A 14,033-nucleotide genomic window follows, 5' to 3' on the forward strand; every position below is an offset into this window, starting at 1 on the left:
CGGTCCACCCCGACCGACGCGCCACCCCTCCGTGCCATCGGCACGAGGGGTTTTTTGTTGGCCGGGAGCGTCTCCGGTCAGCGCCCGCGCCCCCTCGCCGCACCCCACCCCGTCAGGGAGATCGTCGAAGATGAGCACCACCAGCAGCGCCGGCCGCCCCGCCCCGGTCCCCGGCGTCGGCCCCGCGCCGGGCGCCGGCTCCGCCCCGGCGACCGCGACCACCCCGTCGGACTCCGCCGCGCAGGCAGCGCTCGGCGTCGAGACGACCGCCCGGACCATGGCCGAGGCGGCCGCCCAGCCGGCCACCGGCATCACCGGCGCGCAGAGCCTGGTCCGGTCCCTGGAGGCCGTCGGTGTGGAGGTCGTCTTCGGCATCCCGGGCGGGGCGATCCTGCCGGCCTACGACCCGCTGTTCGACTCCCCGCTACGGCACGTGCTGGTGCGCCACGAGCAGGGCGCCGGGCACGCCGCCCAGGGGTACGCGCAGGCCACCGGCCGGGTGGGCGTCTGCATGGCCACCTCCGGCCCCGGCGCCACCAACCTGGTCACCCCGCTGGCCGACGCCTACATGGACTCGGTGCCGATCGTGGCGATCACCGGCCAGGTGCCGACCGCCGCCATCGGCACCGACGCCTTCCAGGAGGCCGACATCCGCGGCATCACGATGCCGATCACCAAGCACAACTTCCTGGTCACCGACGCCCGGGAGATCCCGCAGCGGATCGCCGAGGCCTTCCACCTGGCCGCGACCGGCCGGCCCGGACCGGTGCTGGTCGACATCCCCAAGGACGTCCTACAGGCCACGACGGACTTCGCCTGGCCGCCGCGGATCGACCTGCCCGGCTACAAGCCGACCACCCGGCCGCACGGCAAGCAGGTCCGGGAGGCCGCGGCGCTCATCGCCGGCGCCACCCGGCCGGTGCTCTACGTCGGTGGCGGCGTGCTCAAGGCCGGGGCCACCGAGGAGCTGGCCGAGCTCGTCGAGCTGACCGGTGCGCCGGTGGTCACCACGCTGATGGCCCGCGGCGCCTTCCCCGACAGCCACCCGCAGAACCTGGGCATGCCCGGCATGCACGGCAACGTCACCGCGGTCACCGCGCTGCAGAAGGCCGACCTGCTGGTCGCCCTCGGTGCCCGGTTCGACGACCGGGTGACCGGCCAGCTGTCCAGCTTCGCGCCGCACGCCGCTGTCGTGCACGCCGACATCGACCCGGCCGAGATCGGCAAGAACCGCAAGGCGGACGTGCCGATCGTGGGCGACGCCAAGGCGACCATCACCGAGCTGGTGTCCGCGCTGCGGGCCGAGCACGCCGCCGGCCGCACCCCCGAGCTGACCGCCTGGTGGGGGCAGCTGGACCAGTGGCGGGAGAAGTACCCGCTCGGCTACGACTGGCCCGAGGACGGCGCGCTATCCCCGCAGTACGTGATCGAGCGGCTGGGCGCCATCGCCGGCCCGGACGCGATCTACGCCTCCGGGGTCGGGCAGCACCAGATGTGGGCCGCCCAGTTCATCTCCTACGAGAAGCCGGGCACCTGGCTCAACAGCGGCGGCCTGGGCACCATGGGCTACGCCGTCCCGGCGGCGATGGGCGCCAAGTACGGCCGCCCGGAGACCACGGTGTGGGCCATCGACGGCGACGGCTGCTTCCAGATGACCAACCAGGAGCTGGCCACCTGCGCCATCGAGGGCATCCCGATCAAGGTGGCGGTCATCAACAACGGCAACCTCGGGATGGTCCGGCAGTGGCAGACCCTGTTCTACGAGGGCCGCTACTCCAACACCCGGCTCAACACCCACGCCGGCGACGGGTCGGTCAAGCAGGTACGCATCCCCGACTTCGTCACCCTGGCCGAGGCGCTGGGCTGCGTCGGGCTGCGGTGCGAGAGCAAGGACGACGTCGACGCGGTGATCGAGAAGGCCATGGCGATCGACGACGCCCCGGTGGTCATCGACTTCATCGTCGGCTCGGACGCGCAGGTGTGGCCGATGGTGGCCGCCGGCGCCAGCAACGACGACATCCTGGCCGCGCGGGACGTCCGCCCGGTCTTCGGCGAAGGGCAGGTGTGAGATGACCAGGCACACGCTCTCGGTGCTGGTCGAGAACAAGTCCGGGGTGCTGGCCCGGGTGTCGGCGCTGTTCAGCCGGCGCGGCTTCAACATCGAGTCCCTCGCCGTCGGCCCGACCGAGAACCCGGACCTGTCCCGGATGACGATCGTCGCCGACGCGGAGGCCCAGCCGCTGGAGCAGATCACCAAGCAGCTGAACAAGCTGATCGAGGTCATCAAGATCGTCGAATTGGACACCGCGGCCGTGCAGCGCGAGCTGCTGCTGGTCAAGGTCCGCGCGCCGCTGGCCGACCGGCAGCAGGTGCTGCAGACCGCGGAGCTGTTCCGGGCCCGGGTCATCGACGTCAACACCGACACCGTCACCCTCGAGGCCACCGGGACGCCGGACAAGCTCCAGGCCCTGCTCGCCGTGCTCGCCCCGCTGGGCATCAAGGAGATGGCCCAGTCCGGGACCGTCGCCCTGGGCCGGGGGCCGCGGTCGATGAGCGGCGCCGGTACCTTGCGCCCGGTCGAGCGCTCCGCTTAGCCCTCCGGCGCCTCCCGGCGCCGGTCGCCACCCCGCGCTTTATCGCCATAAAGCTCAACCGAAGGGAACCACCGCCTGATGGCCGCCGAGATCTTCTACGACGACGACGCCGACCTCTCGATCATCCAAGGGCGCACGGTCGCTGTCCTCGGCTACGGCAGCCAGGGGCACGCGCACGCGCTGTCCCTGCGCGACTCGGGCGTCGACGTCCGGGTCGGCCTGCCGGAGGGCTCGAAAAGCCGGCCCAAGGCCGAGGCCGAGGGCCTGCGGGTGGTCACCCCGGCCGAGGCCGCTGCCGAGGCGGACCTGATCATGATCCTGGCGCCGGACCACGTGCAGCGGAGCCTGTACGCCGAGTCGGTCGAGCCCAACCTGCAGGACGGCGACGCGCTGTTCTTCGGCCACGGCTTCAACATCCGGTTCGGCTACATCAAGCCCCCGGCCGGTGTCGACGTCGCCATGGTCGCTCCCAAGGGCCCCGGCCACCTGGTCCGCCGCGAGTTCAGCGACGGCAAGGGCGTGCCCTGCCTCATCGCCGTCGAGCAGGACGCCAGCGGCTCGGCGCAGGCCCTCGCGCTGTCCTACGCCAAGGCCATCGGCGGCACCCGGGCCGGGGTCATCAAGACGACCTTCGCCGAGGAGACGGAGACCGACCTGTTCGGCGAGCAGGCGGTGCTCTGCGGTGGCATGTCGGCGCTGGTCACCGCCGGCTTCGAGACCCTCACCGAGGCCGGCTACCAGCCCGAGATCGCGTACTTCGAGTGCCTGCACGAGCTGAAGCTCATCGTCGACCTGATGTACGAGGGCGGCATCGCCAAGCAGCGCTGGTCGGTGTCCGACACCGCCGAGTACGGCGACTACACCTCGGGCCCGAAGGTGATCGACGCCCGGGTCAAGGAGACGATGCAGGAGGTGCTCGCGGCCATCAAGGACGGCTCCTGGGCCGCCGCCTTCATCGCCGACCAGGACGCCGGCGCCCCCGACTTCAAGGCCAAGCGGGCCGCCGCCGAGGCGCACCCGATCGAGGAGACCGGCCGCCAGCTGCGCGGGCTGATGAGCTGGGTCTCGGCCTCGGACGACTACACCGGCAGCGCCGCCCGCAACTGAGGAAGGACCCCCTCGCCCCCCGCCGCTCGCGAGCTCGCGGCGGGGCCCTGCGAGGGGGCCGTTCCAGGCACCGACAGGCCCCCCGCGCCTCGCAGGCTCGGCGCGGGACCCTGCAGAGGGGCCATGCCCCCGCCGCTCGCGAGCTCGCGGCGGGGCCCTGCGAGGGGGCCGTTCCAGGCACCGACAGGCCCCCCGCGCCTCGCAGGCTCGGCGCGGGACCCTGCAGAGGGGCCATGCCCCCGCCGCTCGCGAGCTCGCGGCGGGGCCCCCTGTCGCACCGGTTGGTGCGGCAGGGGGCCCTCGTGCGTCCTCCGTCAGGCGGCGCGGCGGGCTCGGTGGGCGGCGAAGTACTGCCCGGCGCTGCGCAGGCACAGCAGGACCACGATCGCCAGCGCGCCCAGGAACAGCAGCAGGGAGAAGACGACGCCGGCCGCCGCGTCCTGGGCCGCCGGGTCGGCGGCGCCCAGGCCACCGACCACCAGCAGGAACCCGGTGGCCGCCACCGCGATCGAGCCGCTGACGAGCAGCAGCACCCGACTGCGCCCCCGCACGGCCAGGACCGCGCCCCACACCATGGCCACCGTCCAGGCCAGCGCGATCAGGCCGAAGACGAGCAGGCCGGTGCGCGCGGCGTCCACGAGCCCGGTCTCGACCTGACCCAGCGACGGGTCGCTGTCCTCCAGCACCCCGACCAGGTCGTCGACGACCGCACCAAAGGCGAGCGTCCCGACCGCGGCCAGCAGCCCGAAGGAGGCGTAGACGAACCCCAGCACCGCCGAGGTGACCACCGACCCCGGACGGGCCGGCACACCCCACTGCCCCGGCCCGCCGTAGGGCCCGTACGGCTGGGACGGCCCGTACTGCTGCGGTCCTCCGTACTGGCCGTACTGGCCGTACTGCTGGGGCTGCCCGTACTGCGGGCCGTACTGCTGAGCCTGCCCGTACCCGGCAGGCCGGCCGTCTCCCGGCGGCGGGTGGTGGGGCTGCGGCCCGGTCGGTCGCTGGTCGCCGCGCTCGTCGCTCATGGTCTCCTCCGCACCGGGCCGGCCGACCCGGCGCTGCCGGCTCAGGATGGCCGCGCGGGCCGCGGCGCAGCAAGCACCGGGCACCCGGACGGGGGTCGCCCCGGCGGTGCGGTGTCCGCGCCGACGGCCGCCGGACCACCACCGTCGGCACGCTCCTACGCTGATGCCCCGTGACCGCCACCGTGTCGGGGCAAGCGCCCGTCGTCCTGATCACCGAGGAGCTCGCCCCCAGCGTCCTGGAGGTGCTCGGCGACGACGTCGAGATCCGGCACGTGGACGGCGCCGACCGCGCCGCCCTGCTGCCGGCCCTCGCCGACGCCGACGCCGTCCTCATCCGGTCGGCCACCCGGATCGACGCCGAGGCACTGTCCGCGGCGTCCCGGCTCAAGGTGGTGGCCCGGGCAGGGATCGGCCTGGACAACGTCGACGTGGCCGCCGCCACCGAGCGCGGCGTGCTCGTCGTCAACGCCCCGACGTCCAACATCGTCAGCGCCGCGGAGCACGCCGTGGCGCTGCTGCTGGCCGCCGCCCGGCACATCCCCGCCGCGGACGCCTCGCTGCGCGCCGGGACGTGGGCGCGGTCGAAGTTCACCGGCGTGGAGGTCACCGAGAAGACCGTCGGCGTGGTGGGCCTCGGGCGCATCGGCGTCCTGGTCGCCCAGCGGCTGGCCGCCTTCGGGGTGACCCTCCTGGCCTACGACCCCTACATCCAGCCCGGCCGGGCCGCCCAGCTCGGCGTCCGGCTGGTCTCCCTGGACGAGCTGCTGCGCGAGTCGGACTTCATCACCGTCCACCTGCCCAAGACCCCGGAGACCCTGGGCCTCATCGGGGCCGCACAGCTGGCCGCCACCAAGCCCGGCGTGATCATCGTCAACGCCGCGCGTGGTGGCCTGGTCGACGAGGCGGCGCTCGCCGCCGCCCTGGAGTCCGGGCAGGTGGGCGCGGCCGGCATCGACGTGTACGCCAAGGAGCCGTGCACCGACAGCCCGCTGTTCGGTCTGTCCAACGTGGTCGTGACCCCGCACCTGGGGGCCTCCACCACCGAGGCCCAGGACAAGGCCGGCACCGCGGTCGCCCGCAGCGTCCGGCTCGCCCTGCAGGGCGACTTCGTCCCCGACGCGGTCAACGTGCAGGCAGGCGGGGTCGTCGCCGAGGACGTCCGCCCGGGGCTGCCGCTGGCGGAGAAGCTCGGCCGGGTGTTCACCGCCGTCGCCGGGGGGCTGGCCCAGTCGGTCAACGTCGAGGTGCTCGGCAAGATCGCCGAGTTCGACGTCTCGGTCGTCTCCCTGGCCGTGTTGCGCGGCGTCTTCGCCGACGTCGTCGAGGAGCCGGTGACCTACGTCAACGCCCCGCTGCTGGCCGCCCAGCGGGGGCTCGAGGTCGCGCTGCGCAGTGACCCGGAGAGCCCGGACTACCGGAACCTGATCACCGTCCGCGGCGCCATGGCCGACGGCACCGGCGTGACCGTCTCGGGCACCCTGTACGGCAAGAACCAGGTGCCCAAGCTGACCGAGGTCGGCGGCTTCGACCTCGACCTCACCGCCGACGGCTACCTGCTCTTCTTCGTCTACACCGACCGGCCCGGAGTCGTGGGCGCGGTCGGCGCGGCGCTGGGCGAGGCCGGCATCAACATCGCCGGAGCGCAGGTCAGCCGGACCACCCAGGGTGGCGAGGCGCTGATGGCGATCACCGTGGACAGCCCGGTCAGCGGCGAGCTGCTGTCGGCCATCGCCGCGCAGATCGGCGCGCGCCAGGCCCGTTCGGCCGACCTCAACCCGGTCTGAACGCCCCCGGCGACCCCGGCGGCCCGCGCCGCGCCGGGGCGCTCCCCGGTGCGGGTGCGGCCTGCGGGGACCCCGCCCACTAGCCTCGTGCCCCATGCGCCTGGCAGTGGTCCCTGGAGACGGCATCGGTCCCGAGGTGGTGGCCGAGGGCCTCAAGGTCCTGAGGGCGGTCGCCCCGGACGTCGAGGCCACCCCCTACGACCTGGGGGCGGCCCGGTGGCAGCGGACCGGTGAGCTGCTGCCGGACGCGGTGCTCGACGAGTTCCGCCAGCACGACGCCATCCTGCTCGGCGCCGTCGGCGACCCGACCGTGCCGGCCGGCATCCTGGAGCGCGGACTGCTGCTCAAGCTCCGCTTCGAGCTCGACCACCACGTCAACCTGCGCCCGGCCCGGCTCTACGACGGTGTCCAGAGCCCGCTCGCCGACCCGGGGGAGGTCGACATGCTGTGCATCCGCGAGGGCACCGAGGGCCCGTACGTGGGCAACGGCGGCGTGCTGCGCCGCGACACCCCGCAGGAAGTGGCGACCGAGGTCAGCCTGAACACCGCCTTCGGGGTGGAGCGGGTCGTCCGCTACGCCTTCGAGCGGGCCGTCGCCCGGCCGCGCAAGCACCTCACGCTGATCCACAAGACCAACGTGCTCACCCACGCCGGCTCGCTGTGGTCCCGGACGGTGGAGGAGGTGGCCGCCGAGTTCCCCGAGGTGGCGGTGGCCTACCAGCACGTGGACGCGGCCTCGATGTTCTTCGTCACCGATCCGTCCCGCTTCGACGTGATCGTCACCGACAACCTCTTCGGCGACATCGTCACCGACATCGCTGCCGCCGTGACCGGCGGCATCGGGCTGGCCGCCAGCGGCAACCTGGACGCCTCGGGCACCAACCCGAGCATGTTCGAGCCGGTGCACGGCTCGGCCCCGGACATCGCCGGGCAGGGCGTCGCCGACCCCACCGCCACCGTCCTGTCGGTGGCCCTGCTGCTGGACCACCTCGGCCGCTCGGACCAGGCCCGCAAGGTCAACGCCGCGGTCGCCTTCGACCTGTCCACCCGCGACCCCAAGGCGCAGGTCCGCACCGCCGAGGTCGGGGACCGGCTCGCCGCCCTCGCCGGCGGCTGAATAAGGACCCCGCTGCCCCCCACCGCTCGCAAGCTCGCGGCGGGCCCCTGCAGCGGGGCCGCTCCGGTACGTCACCTCACCCCGGACCTCGCTCCGCTCGGCCCGGGCCCCTGCGGACGGGCCGTTCCAGCACGTCACGTCGCAACGGGGCCGCTCCGCTCAGCCGGGTGCCCCGGTCAGGCGGCCCTGTGCTGTACTGGGCGCGATGTCCCGCACCGACACGATCGTCATCACCTAGCGCGCAGTCACCTCCCCGACTGCGCGCAGACCTCCCCTTCCCGGGAGGTCTTTTTCGTGTCGGGGCCGGTCCGCGCCCCTCTCCCAGGAGCTCCCGTGGTCTCGTCAGCACAGCCCGTCGACTTCCAGGTCTTCGACACCACGTTGCGCGACGGCGCGCAGCGCGAGGGCGTCAGCTGGTCGGTCGCCGACAAGCTCGCCGTCGCCAGGCTGCTGGACGAGATCGGCGTCGGCTTCATCGAGGGCGGCTGGCCCGGGGCGCTGCCGAAGGACACCGAGTTCTTCGCCCGCGCCCGCACCGAGCTGGACCTGCGGCACGCCCAGCTGGTGGCCTTCGGGGCGACCCGCAAGGCCGGCGTCCGGGTCGAGGACGACCCGCAGGTCCGCGCATTGCTCGACGCCGGGTCGCCGGTGGTCTGCCTGGTCGCCAAGTCCGACGTCCGGCACGTGCGCGACGCGCTGCGCACCACGCCGGAGGAGAACCTGGCGATGGTGGCCGACACGGTCGCCTTCCTCGTCGCGCACGGACGGCGGGTGTTCGTCGACTGCGAGCACTTCTTCGACGGGTACGCCGCCGACCCCGACCACGGCGTCGCGGTGCTGCAGGCGGCCTTCGCCGCCGGCGCCGAGGTCGGCGTGCTGTGCGACACCAACGGCGGGATGCTCCCCTCGACGGTGGGCCGCGTCGTCGCCGATGTCCGCGCCCGCACCACCGGACGGCTGGGCATCCACTGCCAGGACGACACCGGCTGCGCCGTGGCCAACTCCCTGGCCGCGGTCGAGGCCGGGGTCACCCACGTCCAGGGGACGGCGAACGGCTACGGGGAGCGGGCCGGGAACGCCGACACGTTCGTGCTGATCGCCAACCTGGTGACGAAGATGGGCCTGCCGGTGGTGCCGCCGCAGTGCCTGGTTGAGCTCAAGCGGGTCAGCCACGCGATCGCCGAGCTGGCCAACATCGCCCCCGACGACCACCAGCCCTACGTCGGCAGCTCGGCGTTCGCGCACAAGGCCGGTCTGCACGCCAGCGCCATCAAGGTCAGCCCGGAGCTGTACAACCACCTCGACCCGGCCGTCGTCGGCAACGACATGCGCATCCTGGTCACCGAGATGGCCGGCCGGGCCTCCGTCGAGCTCAAGGGCCGCGAGCTCGGCGTGGACCTCACCGGCCAGGCCGACGTGATCGGCCGGGTCGTGGACCAGGTCAAGGTGCTCGAGGCCGACGGCTGGTCGTTCGAGGCCGCCGACGCATCGTTCGAGCTGCTGCTGCGCGCCGAGCTGCCCGGCGCGCCCGCGCCGCTGTTCGAGCTGGAGAGCTACCGCAGCTCGGTCGAGCACTGGGGCAACGGCGTGGTCGTCAGCGAGGCCACGGTGAAGGTGCACGTCGACGGGGAGCGGATCATCAGCACCGGCGAGGGCAACGGGCCGGTCAACGCGCTTGACAACGCGCTGCGCCAGGCGCTCGTCGGGCGGTACCCGCAGCTGGCGGGCGTCGCGCTCGCCGACTACAAGGTCCGCATCCTCGGCTGGAAGGGCGGCAGCAGCGCCACCACCCGGGTGCTCATCGACACGACGGACGGCGCGGGGGAGTGGACCACCGTCGGCGTCCACGACAACATCGTCGAGGCCTCCTGGCACGCGCTGGTCGACGCCCTCACCTATGCGGTCCGCCATCGCTGACGACGCCGGTGCCCGCTGGGGCCCTGTTCAGGGGAGGGGGGTCACCCGGCTGCTCAGCAGGCAGAACTCGTTGCCCTCGGGGTCGGCCAGCACGTGCCAGCTCTCCTCGCCGGTCTGGCCCACGTCGGCCCGGGTGGCGCCCAGGGCCAGCAGCCGTTCCAGCTCCTCGTCCTGGCCGCGGTCGGTGGCGTTGAGGTCCAGGTGCAGCCGCAGCTTGCCGGGTGTCGGGTCGGCGACAGGGGCGAACACCAGCGTGGGGACGGCACCCTTCTCGCCCTGACCCGGCGGGCCGATCTCGACGACGCCGTCCTCGGTGCCGACGACCTCGTAGCCCAGCACCTCCGCCCACCACGCGGCGAGCGCGGCAGGATCACGGCAGTCGAGGGCGAGTTCGGTGATCCGGCAGGCCATCGACCGAGACTAGGGGAGGGGCTCCGATGGCGGGACCGCGCACGGCGACGGTGGTCGGCGGAGGGATCGCCGGGTTCGCCGCGGCGGCCTCGCTGCTGCAGGCCGGCTGGCGCGTGCTGCTGCTCGAACGCGCCGCCGGGTTCGGCGAGGTGGGCGCCGGCCTGGCGGTCACCCGGAACGGCATGGCGGCGCTGGACGCGCTCGGGCTGGGGGAGCAGCTCCGGGCGGTCGGCCACCCGACGTCCGCGGCGGGCACCCGTGACCTGCACGGCCGGTGGCTGCTGCGGCTCCCGGGCGACCCGGACGCCCCCGGGGCGATGAACCGCGCGTGGGGAGTGCACCGGCAGCGACTGCACGCCCTGCTGCGTTCCGCCGCCGCCGGCGCCGACCTGGTCACCGGCGCCCGCGTGGTCGGCGTGCGGTCCGGAGACCCGGCGGGCGAGCCGGCCTCGGTAACCTGGGTCGACGGGACGGGCGAGCACACCGCGACCGCGGAGCTGACGGTCGCGGCCGACGGCATGCGCAGCGCCGTCCGCGGGGAGCTGTTCGGTCCTCGTTCCCCCGCCCTGCGCTACAGCGGCCGGACCTGCTGGCGGGCGGTGGTGGACCACGACGGCACCTCCGACGCGGGGTTCGCCGCCTACTGGGGGCCGGGCACCGAGTTCGGTGCGGTCCCGGTCAGCGCCACCCAGGTGTACTGGTACGGCTACTTCCCCCACCCGGCCGGGCGGCGGATCGACGACGAGCTCGGCGCGGCGGTCGAGCGGTTCTCCGGCTGGGCCCCCGAGGTCCGGGCCACTGTCGCGGCGACCAGGCCGGAGCAGCTCCTGCGCCACGACGTCCACCACCTGCCGGGTGGCCTGCCGACCTACGTCCGCGGACGGACCGTCGTCATCGGCGACGCGGCCCACGCGATGCTGCCCACGATGGGGCAGGGCGCCAACACCTCGATCGAGGACGGCCTCTGCGTCGGTCGGCTCGTCGCGGGGCCGGTCGACGCCGGCGTGCCGCTGGCCGCCGCGCTGGCGGCCTACGACCGGGCCCGGCGGCCGCGGTGCCGGCAGATCTCCCGCCGCTCCCGGCAGACCGCCCGGTTCGGCGCCCACGTGCCCGGCGGGCTGCCGCAGGCCGTCCGGAACGCCGTCCTGCGCGCCGTCCCGGCGGGTCCGGTCGAGGCGGCGGGCACGGCGGTGCTGCGCTGGGAGGCCCCACGGCCGGGCGGCGCTCCGGCGTGACGCGGTCCCGGTGCGCCCTCGCCGGAGCCGGGGCGGGACCCCCGCCGGCCACCCGGCCGGCGGGGAGGCGAGGGGCGCGTCAGGTTCTCGGCTTGACCTCGCCCATCGGACCGAAGCCGCTGACCTCCGGGGCGTCGATGTAGATGATCTGCGGCTGCTCGGCGACCAGGTCCGACATCCAGTCGAAGGCGGCCTTGGCGTGGGGGGTGGCGACGTGCGAGGCGCCGGCATCGGAGTCCCGGAACCCCTCGATGCAGACGAAGGTGTTCGGGTCCTCGACGCTGCGGGACCACTCGAAGAACAGGCTGCCCTCCTCGGCGTTCACGGCCGCCGCGTAGTCGTCGGCGTGTGACCGGAAATCGTCGATCCGGTCGGGACGTACGGGGAACTTGATGACGATCAGGATCACGGGGTCCTCCTGCTGGTGGGTGACAGCGGTCGAGCCGCAACGGGCGGACGAGTGCGTTGGCCGCCCCGACCGTAGGGGCCCGGCCGCGTCGGCGCGGCCCGGAGGTGCGGTCAGTAACCTCGTCGACGTGCGCATCGTCCGCTTCGCCCACCCAGCCGGCATGTCCTTCGGGGTCCTCGACGGGGACGGCCAGGTCGCCCAGATCGAGGGGCACCCGTTCGGCCAGATCTCCTTCACCGGCCAGCGCTTCGCCGCCGCCGACGTCCGGCTGCTCTCGCCGATCCTGCCCAGCAAGGTGGTCGGGATCGGCAAGAACTACGCCGACCACGTCGCCGAGATGAAGACCGGTGACGCGCCGAAGGAGCCGCTGATCTTCCTCAAGCCCTCCACGTCGGTGATCGGCCCGGGGGACGCCATCCGCATCCCGGCCGGCAGCACCAACGTCCACCACGAGGTCGAGCTGGCCGTCGTCATCGGCGCGCGCGGCGCCCGGCAGGTCACCCCGGAGCAGGCCCTGGACAGCGTGTTCGGCTACACCATCGGCAACGACGTGTCCGAGCGCGACATGCAGCGCAGCGACGGGCAGTGGACCCGAGCCAAGGGCTTCGACTCCTTCTGCCCGCTCGGCCCCTGGATCGAGACCGACCTGCGCGGGCTCGGCAAGGACCCCGCCGATCTGGAGATCACCTGCACGGTGGACGGCGAGCTGCGCCAGTCCGGCCGGACCAGCCAGCTGCTGTTCGGGCTGCCCACCTTGATCTCGCACATCTCGACGGTGATGACCCTGCTGCCCGGCGACGTGGTGCTCACCGGCACCCCCGCCGGCGTGGGCCCCATCGCCCCGGGGCAGCGGGTGGAGTGCTCGATCGAGGGCCTGGGCACGCTGGCCAACACCGTGGCCGGCGCCGACCCCACCTCCACCGCCGGCGGCACCCGATGACGGTGCCGGTGAGGACCCGCTTCTGCCCCTCGCCGACCGGGCTGGTGCACGTCGGTGCGATGCGGACGGCGCTGTTCAACTGGGCGCACGCCCGGCACACCGGCGGCACCTTCGTCTTCCGGATCGAGGACACCGACGCCGCCCGGGACACCGAGGAGTCCTACCGGCACCTGCTGGACTGCATGCGCTGGCTGGGCCTGGACTGGGACGAGGGCCCGGAGGTCGGCGGACCGAACGGCCCGTACCGGCAGTCCGAGCGGCACGAGGTCTACCGGGACGTCGCGGCCCGACTGCTGGAGTCCGGGCACGCGTACGAGTCCTTCTCGACCAACGAGGAGGTCGACGTCCGCCGCCGGGCGGCCGGTCAGGACCCCAAGCTGGGGTACGACAACCACGACCGCTTCCTCACCGACGCGCAGAAGCAGGCCTTCCGCGACGAAGGCCGCTCGCCGGTGCTCCGGCTGCGGATGCCCGAGGAGGACCTGGTCTGGACCGACCTGGTGCGGGGCGAGGTCCGCTTCGCCGCCGGCTCCGTGCCCGACTTCGTCCTCATGCGCGGCAACGGGGCGCCGCTTTACCCGTTCACCAACCCGGTCGACGACGCGCTGATGGGCATCACCGACGTGCTGCGCGGCGAGGACCTGCTGCCGTCCACGCCGCGGCAGATCGCCCTGTACCAGGCGCTCACCGCGATCGGCGTGGCCCAGGGCACCCCGCGGTTCGGTCATCTCCCGCTGGTGTTCGGGGAGGGCAACAAGAAGCTGTCCAAGCGCGACCCGCAGTCGGACTTCGACGTCTACCGGGAGCGCGGCTTCCTCCCCGAGGGCCTGATCAACTACCTGTCGCTGCTCGGCTGGGCCATCGCCGACGACCGGGACGTGTTCTCGGTGGCCGAGCTGGTGGAGGCCTTCGACGTCACCCGGGTCAGCGCCAACCCGGCCCGCTTCGACCTGAAGAAGGCCGAGGCGATCAACTCCACGCACCTGCGCGCCCTGCCGGTCGAGGAGTTCATCGCCCGGGTCACCCCGTTCCTGGCCGGCGCCGGCCTGGTGGCCGACCCGCCGACGGCGGAGCAGCATCGGGTGCTCACCGAGATCGCGCCGCTGGCCCAGGAGCGCATGATCGTGCTGTCCGATGCCGTGGGCCTGCTCGGCTTCCTGTTCACCGACGAGGTGGAGATCGACCCGGCCGCCGCGGACAAGCAGCTGGGGGAGGGCGCGGACGAGGTGCTCGACGCGGCCGCCGCCGCCCTCACCGGGCTGGCCGACTGGAGCACCCCGGCCATCGAGACGGCGCTCAAGGAGGCCCTCGTCGAGGGGCTGGGGCGCAAGCCGCGGCAGGCGTTCGGGCCGGTGCGGGTCGCGGTCAGCGGACGCACCGTCTCCCCGCCGCTGTACGAGTCGATGGAGCTGCTCGGGCGGGACCGCACCCTGGCCCGGCTGGCGGCCGCCCGGACGCGGACCGGGACGTGAGCTCGCCCGGGCGGGGGACCGG

Annotated in this window: 12 protein-coding genes; 9 read left to right on the plus strand and 3 right to left on the minus strand. The window is 73.7% G+C overall.

Annotated features, from left to right (window positions below; all coding sequences use genetic code 11):
- Window positions 1-130 precede the first annotated feature (130 nt).
- The 3 genes from ACWIX6_RS05850 (at window position 131) to ilvC (ending at window position 3,701) form a co-directional block, all read left to right on the plus strand.
- Window positions 131-2,068, plus strand: coding sequence for an acetolactate synthase large subunit (locus ACWIX6_RS05850; RefSeq protein WP_448615903.1), 1,938 nt, complete (start codon window positions 131-133; stop codon window positions 2,066-2,068).
- Window position 2,069: 1 nt separating this feature from the next.
- Complete coding sequence (gene ilvN, locus ACWIX6_RS05855; protein ID WP_448615904.1) at window positions 2,070-2,594, plus strand: acetolactate synthase small subunit; 525 nt, start codon at window positions 2,070-2,072, stop codon at window positions 2,592-2,594.
- 78 nt (window positions 2,595-2,672) lie between these two features.
- Window positions 2,673-3,701, plus strand: a complete 1,029-nt coding sequence (ilvC, locus tag ACWIX6_RS05860) for a ketol-acid reductoisomerase (RefSeq protein WP_448615905.1) — start codon at window positions 2,673-2,675, stop codon at window positions 3,699-3,701.
- 314 nt (window positions 3,702-4,015) lie between these two features.
- On the opposite strand, the gene ACWIX6_RS05865 is transcribed toward ilvC, so the two are convergent.
- Window positions 4,016-4,726 (minus strand): hypothetical protein, encoded by a 711-nt coding sequence (locus ACWIX6_RS05865; protein WP_448615906.1) that lies wholly within the window; start codon window positions 4,724-4,726, stop codon window positions 4,016-4,018.
- A 170-nt stretch (window positions 4,727-4,896) separates the two neighbouring features.
- On the opposite strand from ACWIX6_RS05865, the gene serA reads away from it, so the two are divergent.
- The 3 genes from serA (at window position 4,897) to cimA (ending at window position 9,544) form a co-directional block, all read left to right on the plus strand.
- Window positions 4,897-6,510 carry a phosphoglycerate dehydrogenase gene (gene serA, locus ACWIX6_RS05870; RefSeq protein WP_448615907.1) on the plus strand — a complete coding sequence of 538 codons (1,614 nt, stop codon included), beginning with the start codon at window positions 4,897-4,899 and terminating at the stop codon, window positions 6,508-6,510.
- Window positions 6,511-6,604: 94 nt separating this feature from the next.
- The gene (locus ACWIX6_RS05875) at window positions 6,605-7,627 is read left to right on the plus strand and encodes a 3-isopropylmalate dehydrogenase (RefSeq protein ID WP_448615908.1); all 1,023 of its coding nucleotides are present in this window, start codon (window positions 6,605-6,607) and stop codon (window positions 7,625-7,627) included.
- Window positions 7,628-7,960: 333 nt separating this feature from the next.
- Window positions 7,961-9,544, plus strand: a complete 1,584-nt coding sequence (gene cimA, locus ACWIX6_RS05880) for a citramalate synthase (protein ID WP_448615909.1) — start codon at window positions 7,961-7,963, stop codon at window positions 9,542-9,544.
- A gap of 27 nt (window positions 9,545-9,571) precedes the next feature.
- Here cimA and ACWIX6_RS05885 read toward each other — a convergent pair whose 3' ends face one another.
- Window positions 9,572-9,955 carry a VOC family protein gene (locus tag ACWIX6_RS05885; RefSeq protein ID WP_448615910.1) on the minus strand — a complete coding sequence of 128 codons (384 nt, stop codon included), beginning with the start codon at window positions 9,953-9,955 and terminating at the stop codon, window positions 9,572-9,574.
- Between the two features lie 26 nt (window positions 9,956-9,981).
- Here ACWIX6_RS05885 and ACWIX6_RS05890 point away from each other — a divergent pair, with 26 nt between their 5' ends.
- On the plus strand, window positions 9,982-11,190 hold the full coding sequence (locus tag ACWIX6_RS05890) for an FAD-dependent monooxygenase (RefSeq protein ID WP_448615911.1): 1,209 nt from the start codon (window positions 9,982-9,984) through the stop codon (window positions 11,188-11,190).
- A gap of 79 nt (window positions 11,191-11,269) precedes the next feature.
- Here the strand turns inward: ACWIX6_RS05890 and ACWIX6_RS05895 are convergent, their stop codons facing one another.
- Window positions 11,270-11,599, minus strand: coding sequence for a putative quinol monooxygenase (locus tag ACWIX6_RS05895; protein ID WP_448615912.1), 330 nt, complete (start codon window positions 11,597-11,599; stop codon window positions 11,270-11,272).
- Between the two features lie 127 nt (window positions 11,600-11,726).
- Between ACWIX6_RS05895 and ACWIX6_RS05900 the strand changes: the two genes are divergently transcribed.
- Complete coding sequence (locus tag ACWIX6_RS05900; RefSeq protein ID WP_448615913.1) at window positions 11,727-12,539, plus strand: fumarylacetoacetate hydrolase family protein; 813 nt, start codon at window positions 11,727-11,729, stop codon at window positions 12,537-12,539.
- Between the two features lie 8 nt (window positions 12,540-12,547).
- On the plus strand, window positions 12,548-14,011 hold the full coding sequence (gene gltX, locus ACWIX6_RS05905; RefSeq protein ID WP_448615914.1) for a glutamate--tRNA ligase: 1,464 nt from the start codon (window positions 12,548-12,550) through the stop codon (window positions 14,009-14,011).
- Window positions 14,012-14,033: the final 22 nt, after the last annotated feature.

Source organism: Modestobacter sp. URMC 112, from assembly GCF_053502575.1.

What these genes read in the sequence shown, in the direction of transcription:
- ACWIX6_RS05850 (WP_448615903.1), top strand. Translation starts at nt 131, where the DNA reads ATGAGCACCACCAGCAGCGCCGGCCGCCCCGCCCCGGTCCCCGGCGTC.
- ilvN (WP_448615904.1), top strand. Translation starts at nt 2,070, where the DNA reads ATGACCAGGCACACGCTCTCGGTGCTGGTCGAGAACAAGTCCGGGGTG.
- ilvC (WP_448615905.1), top strand. Translation starts at nt 2,673, where the DNA reads ATGGCCGCCGAGATCTTCTACGACGACGACGCCGACCTCTCGATCATC.
- ACWIX6_RS05865 (WP_448615906.1), bottom strand. Translation starts at nt 4,726, where the DNA reads ATGAGCGACGAGCGCGGCGACCAGCGACCGACCGGGCCGCAGCCCCAC.
- ACWIX6_RS05875 (WP_448615908.1), top strand. Translation starts at nt 6,605, where the DNA reads ATGCGCCTGGCAGTGGTCCCTGGAGACGGCATCGGTCCCGAGGTGGTG.
- ACWIX6_RS05885 (WP_448615910.1), bottom strand. Translation starts at nt 9,955, where the DNA reads ATGGCCTGCCGGATCACCGAACTCGCCCTCGACTGCCGTGATCCTGCC.
- ACWIX6_RS05890 (WP_448615911.1), top strand. Translation starts at nt 9,982, where the DNA reads ATGGCGGGACCGCGCACGGCGACGGTGGTCGGCGGAGGGATCGCCGGG.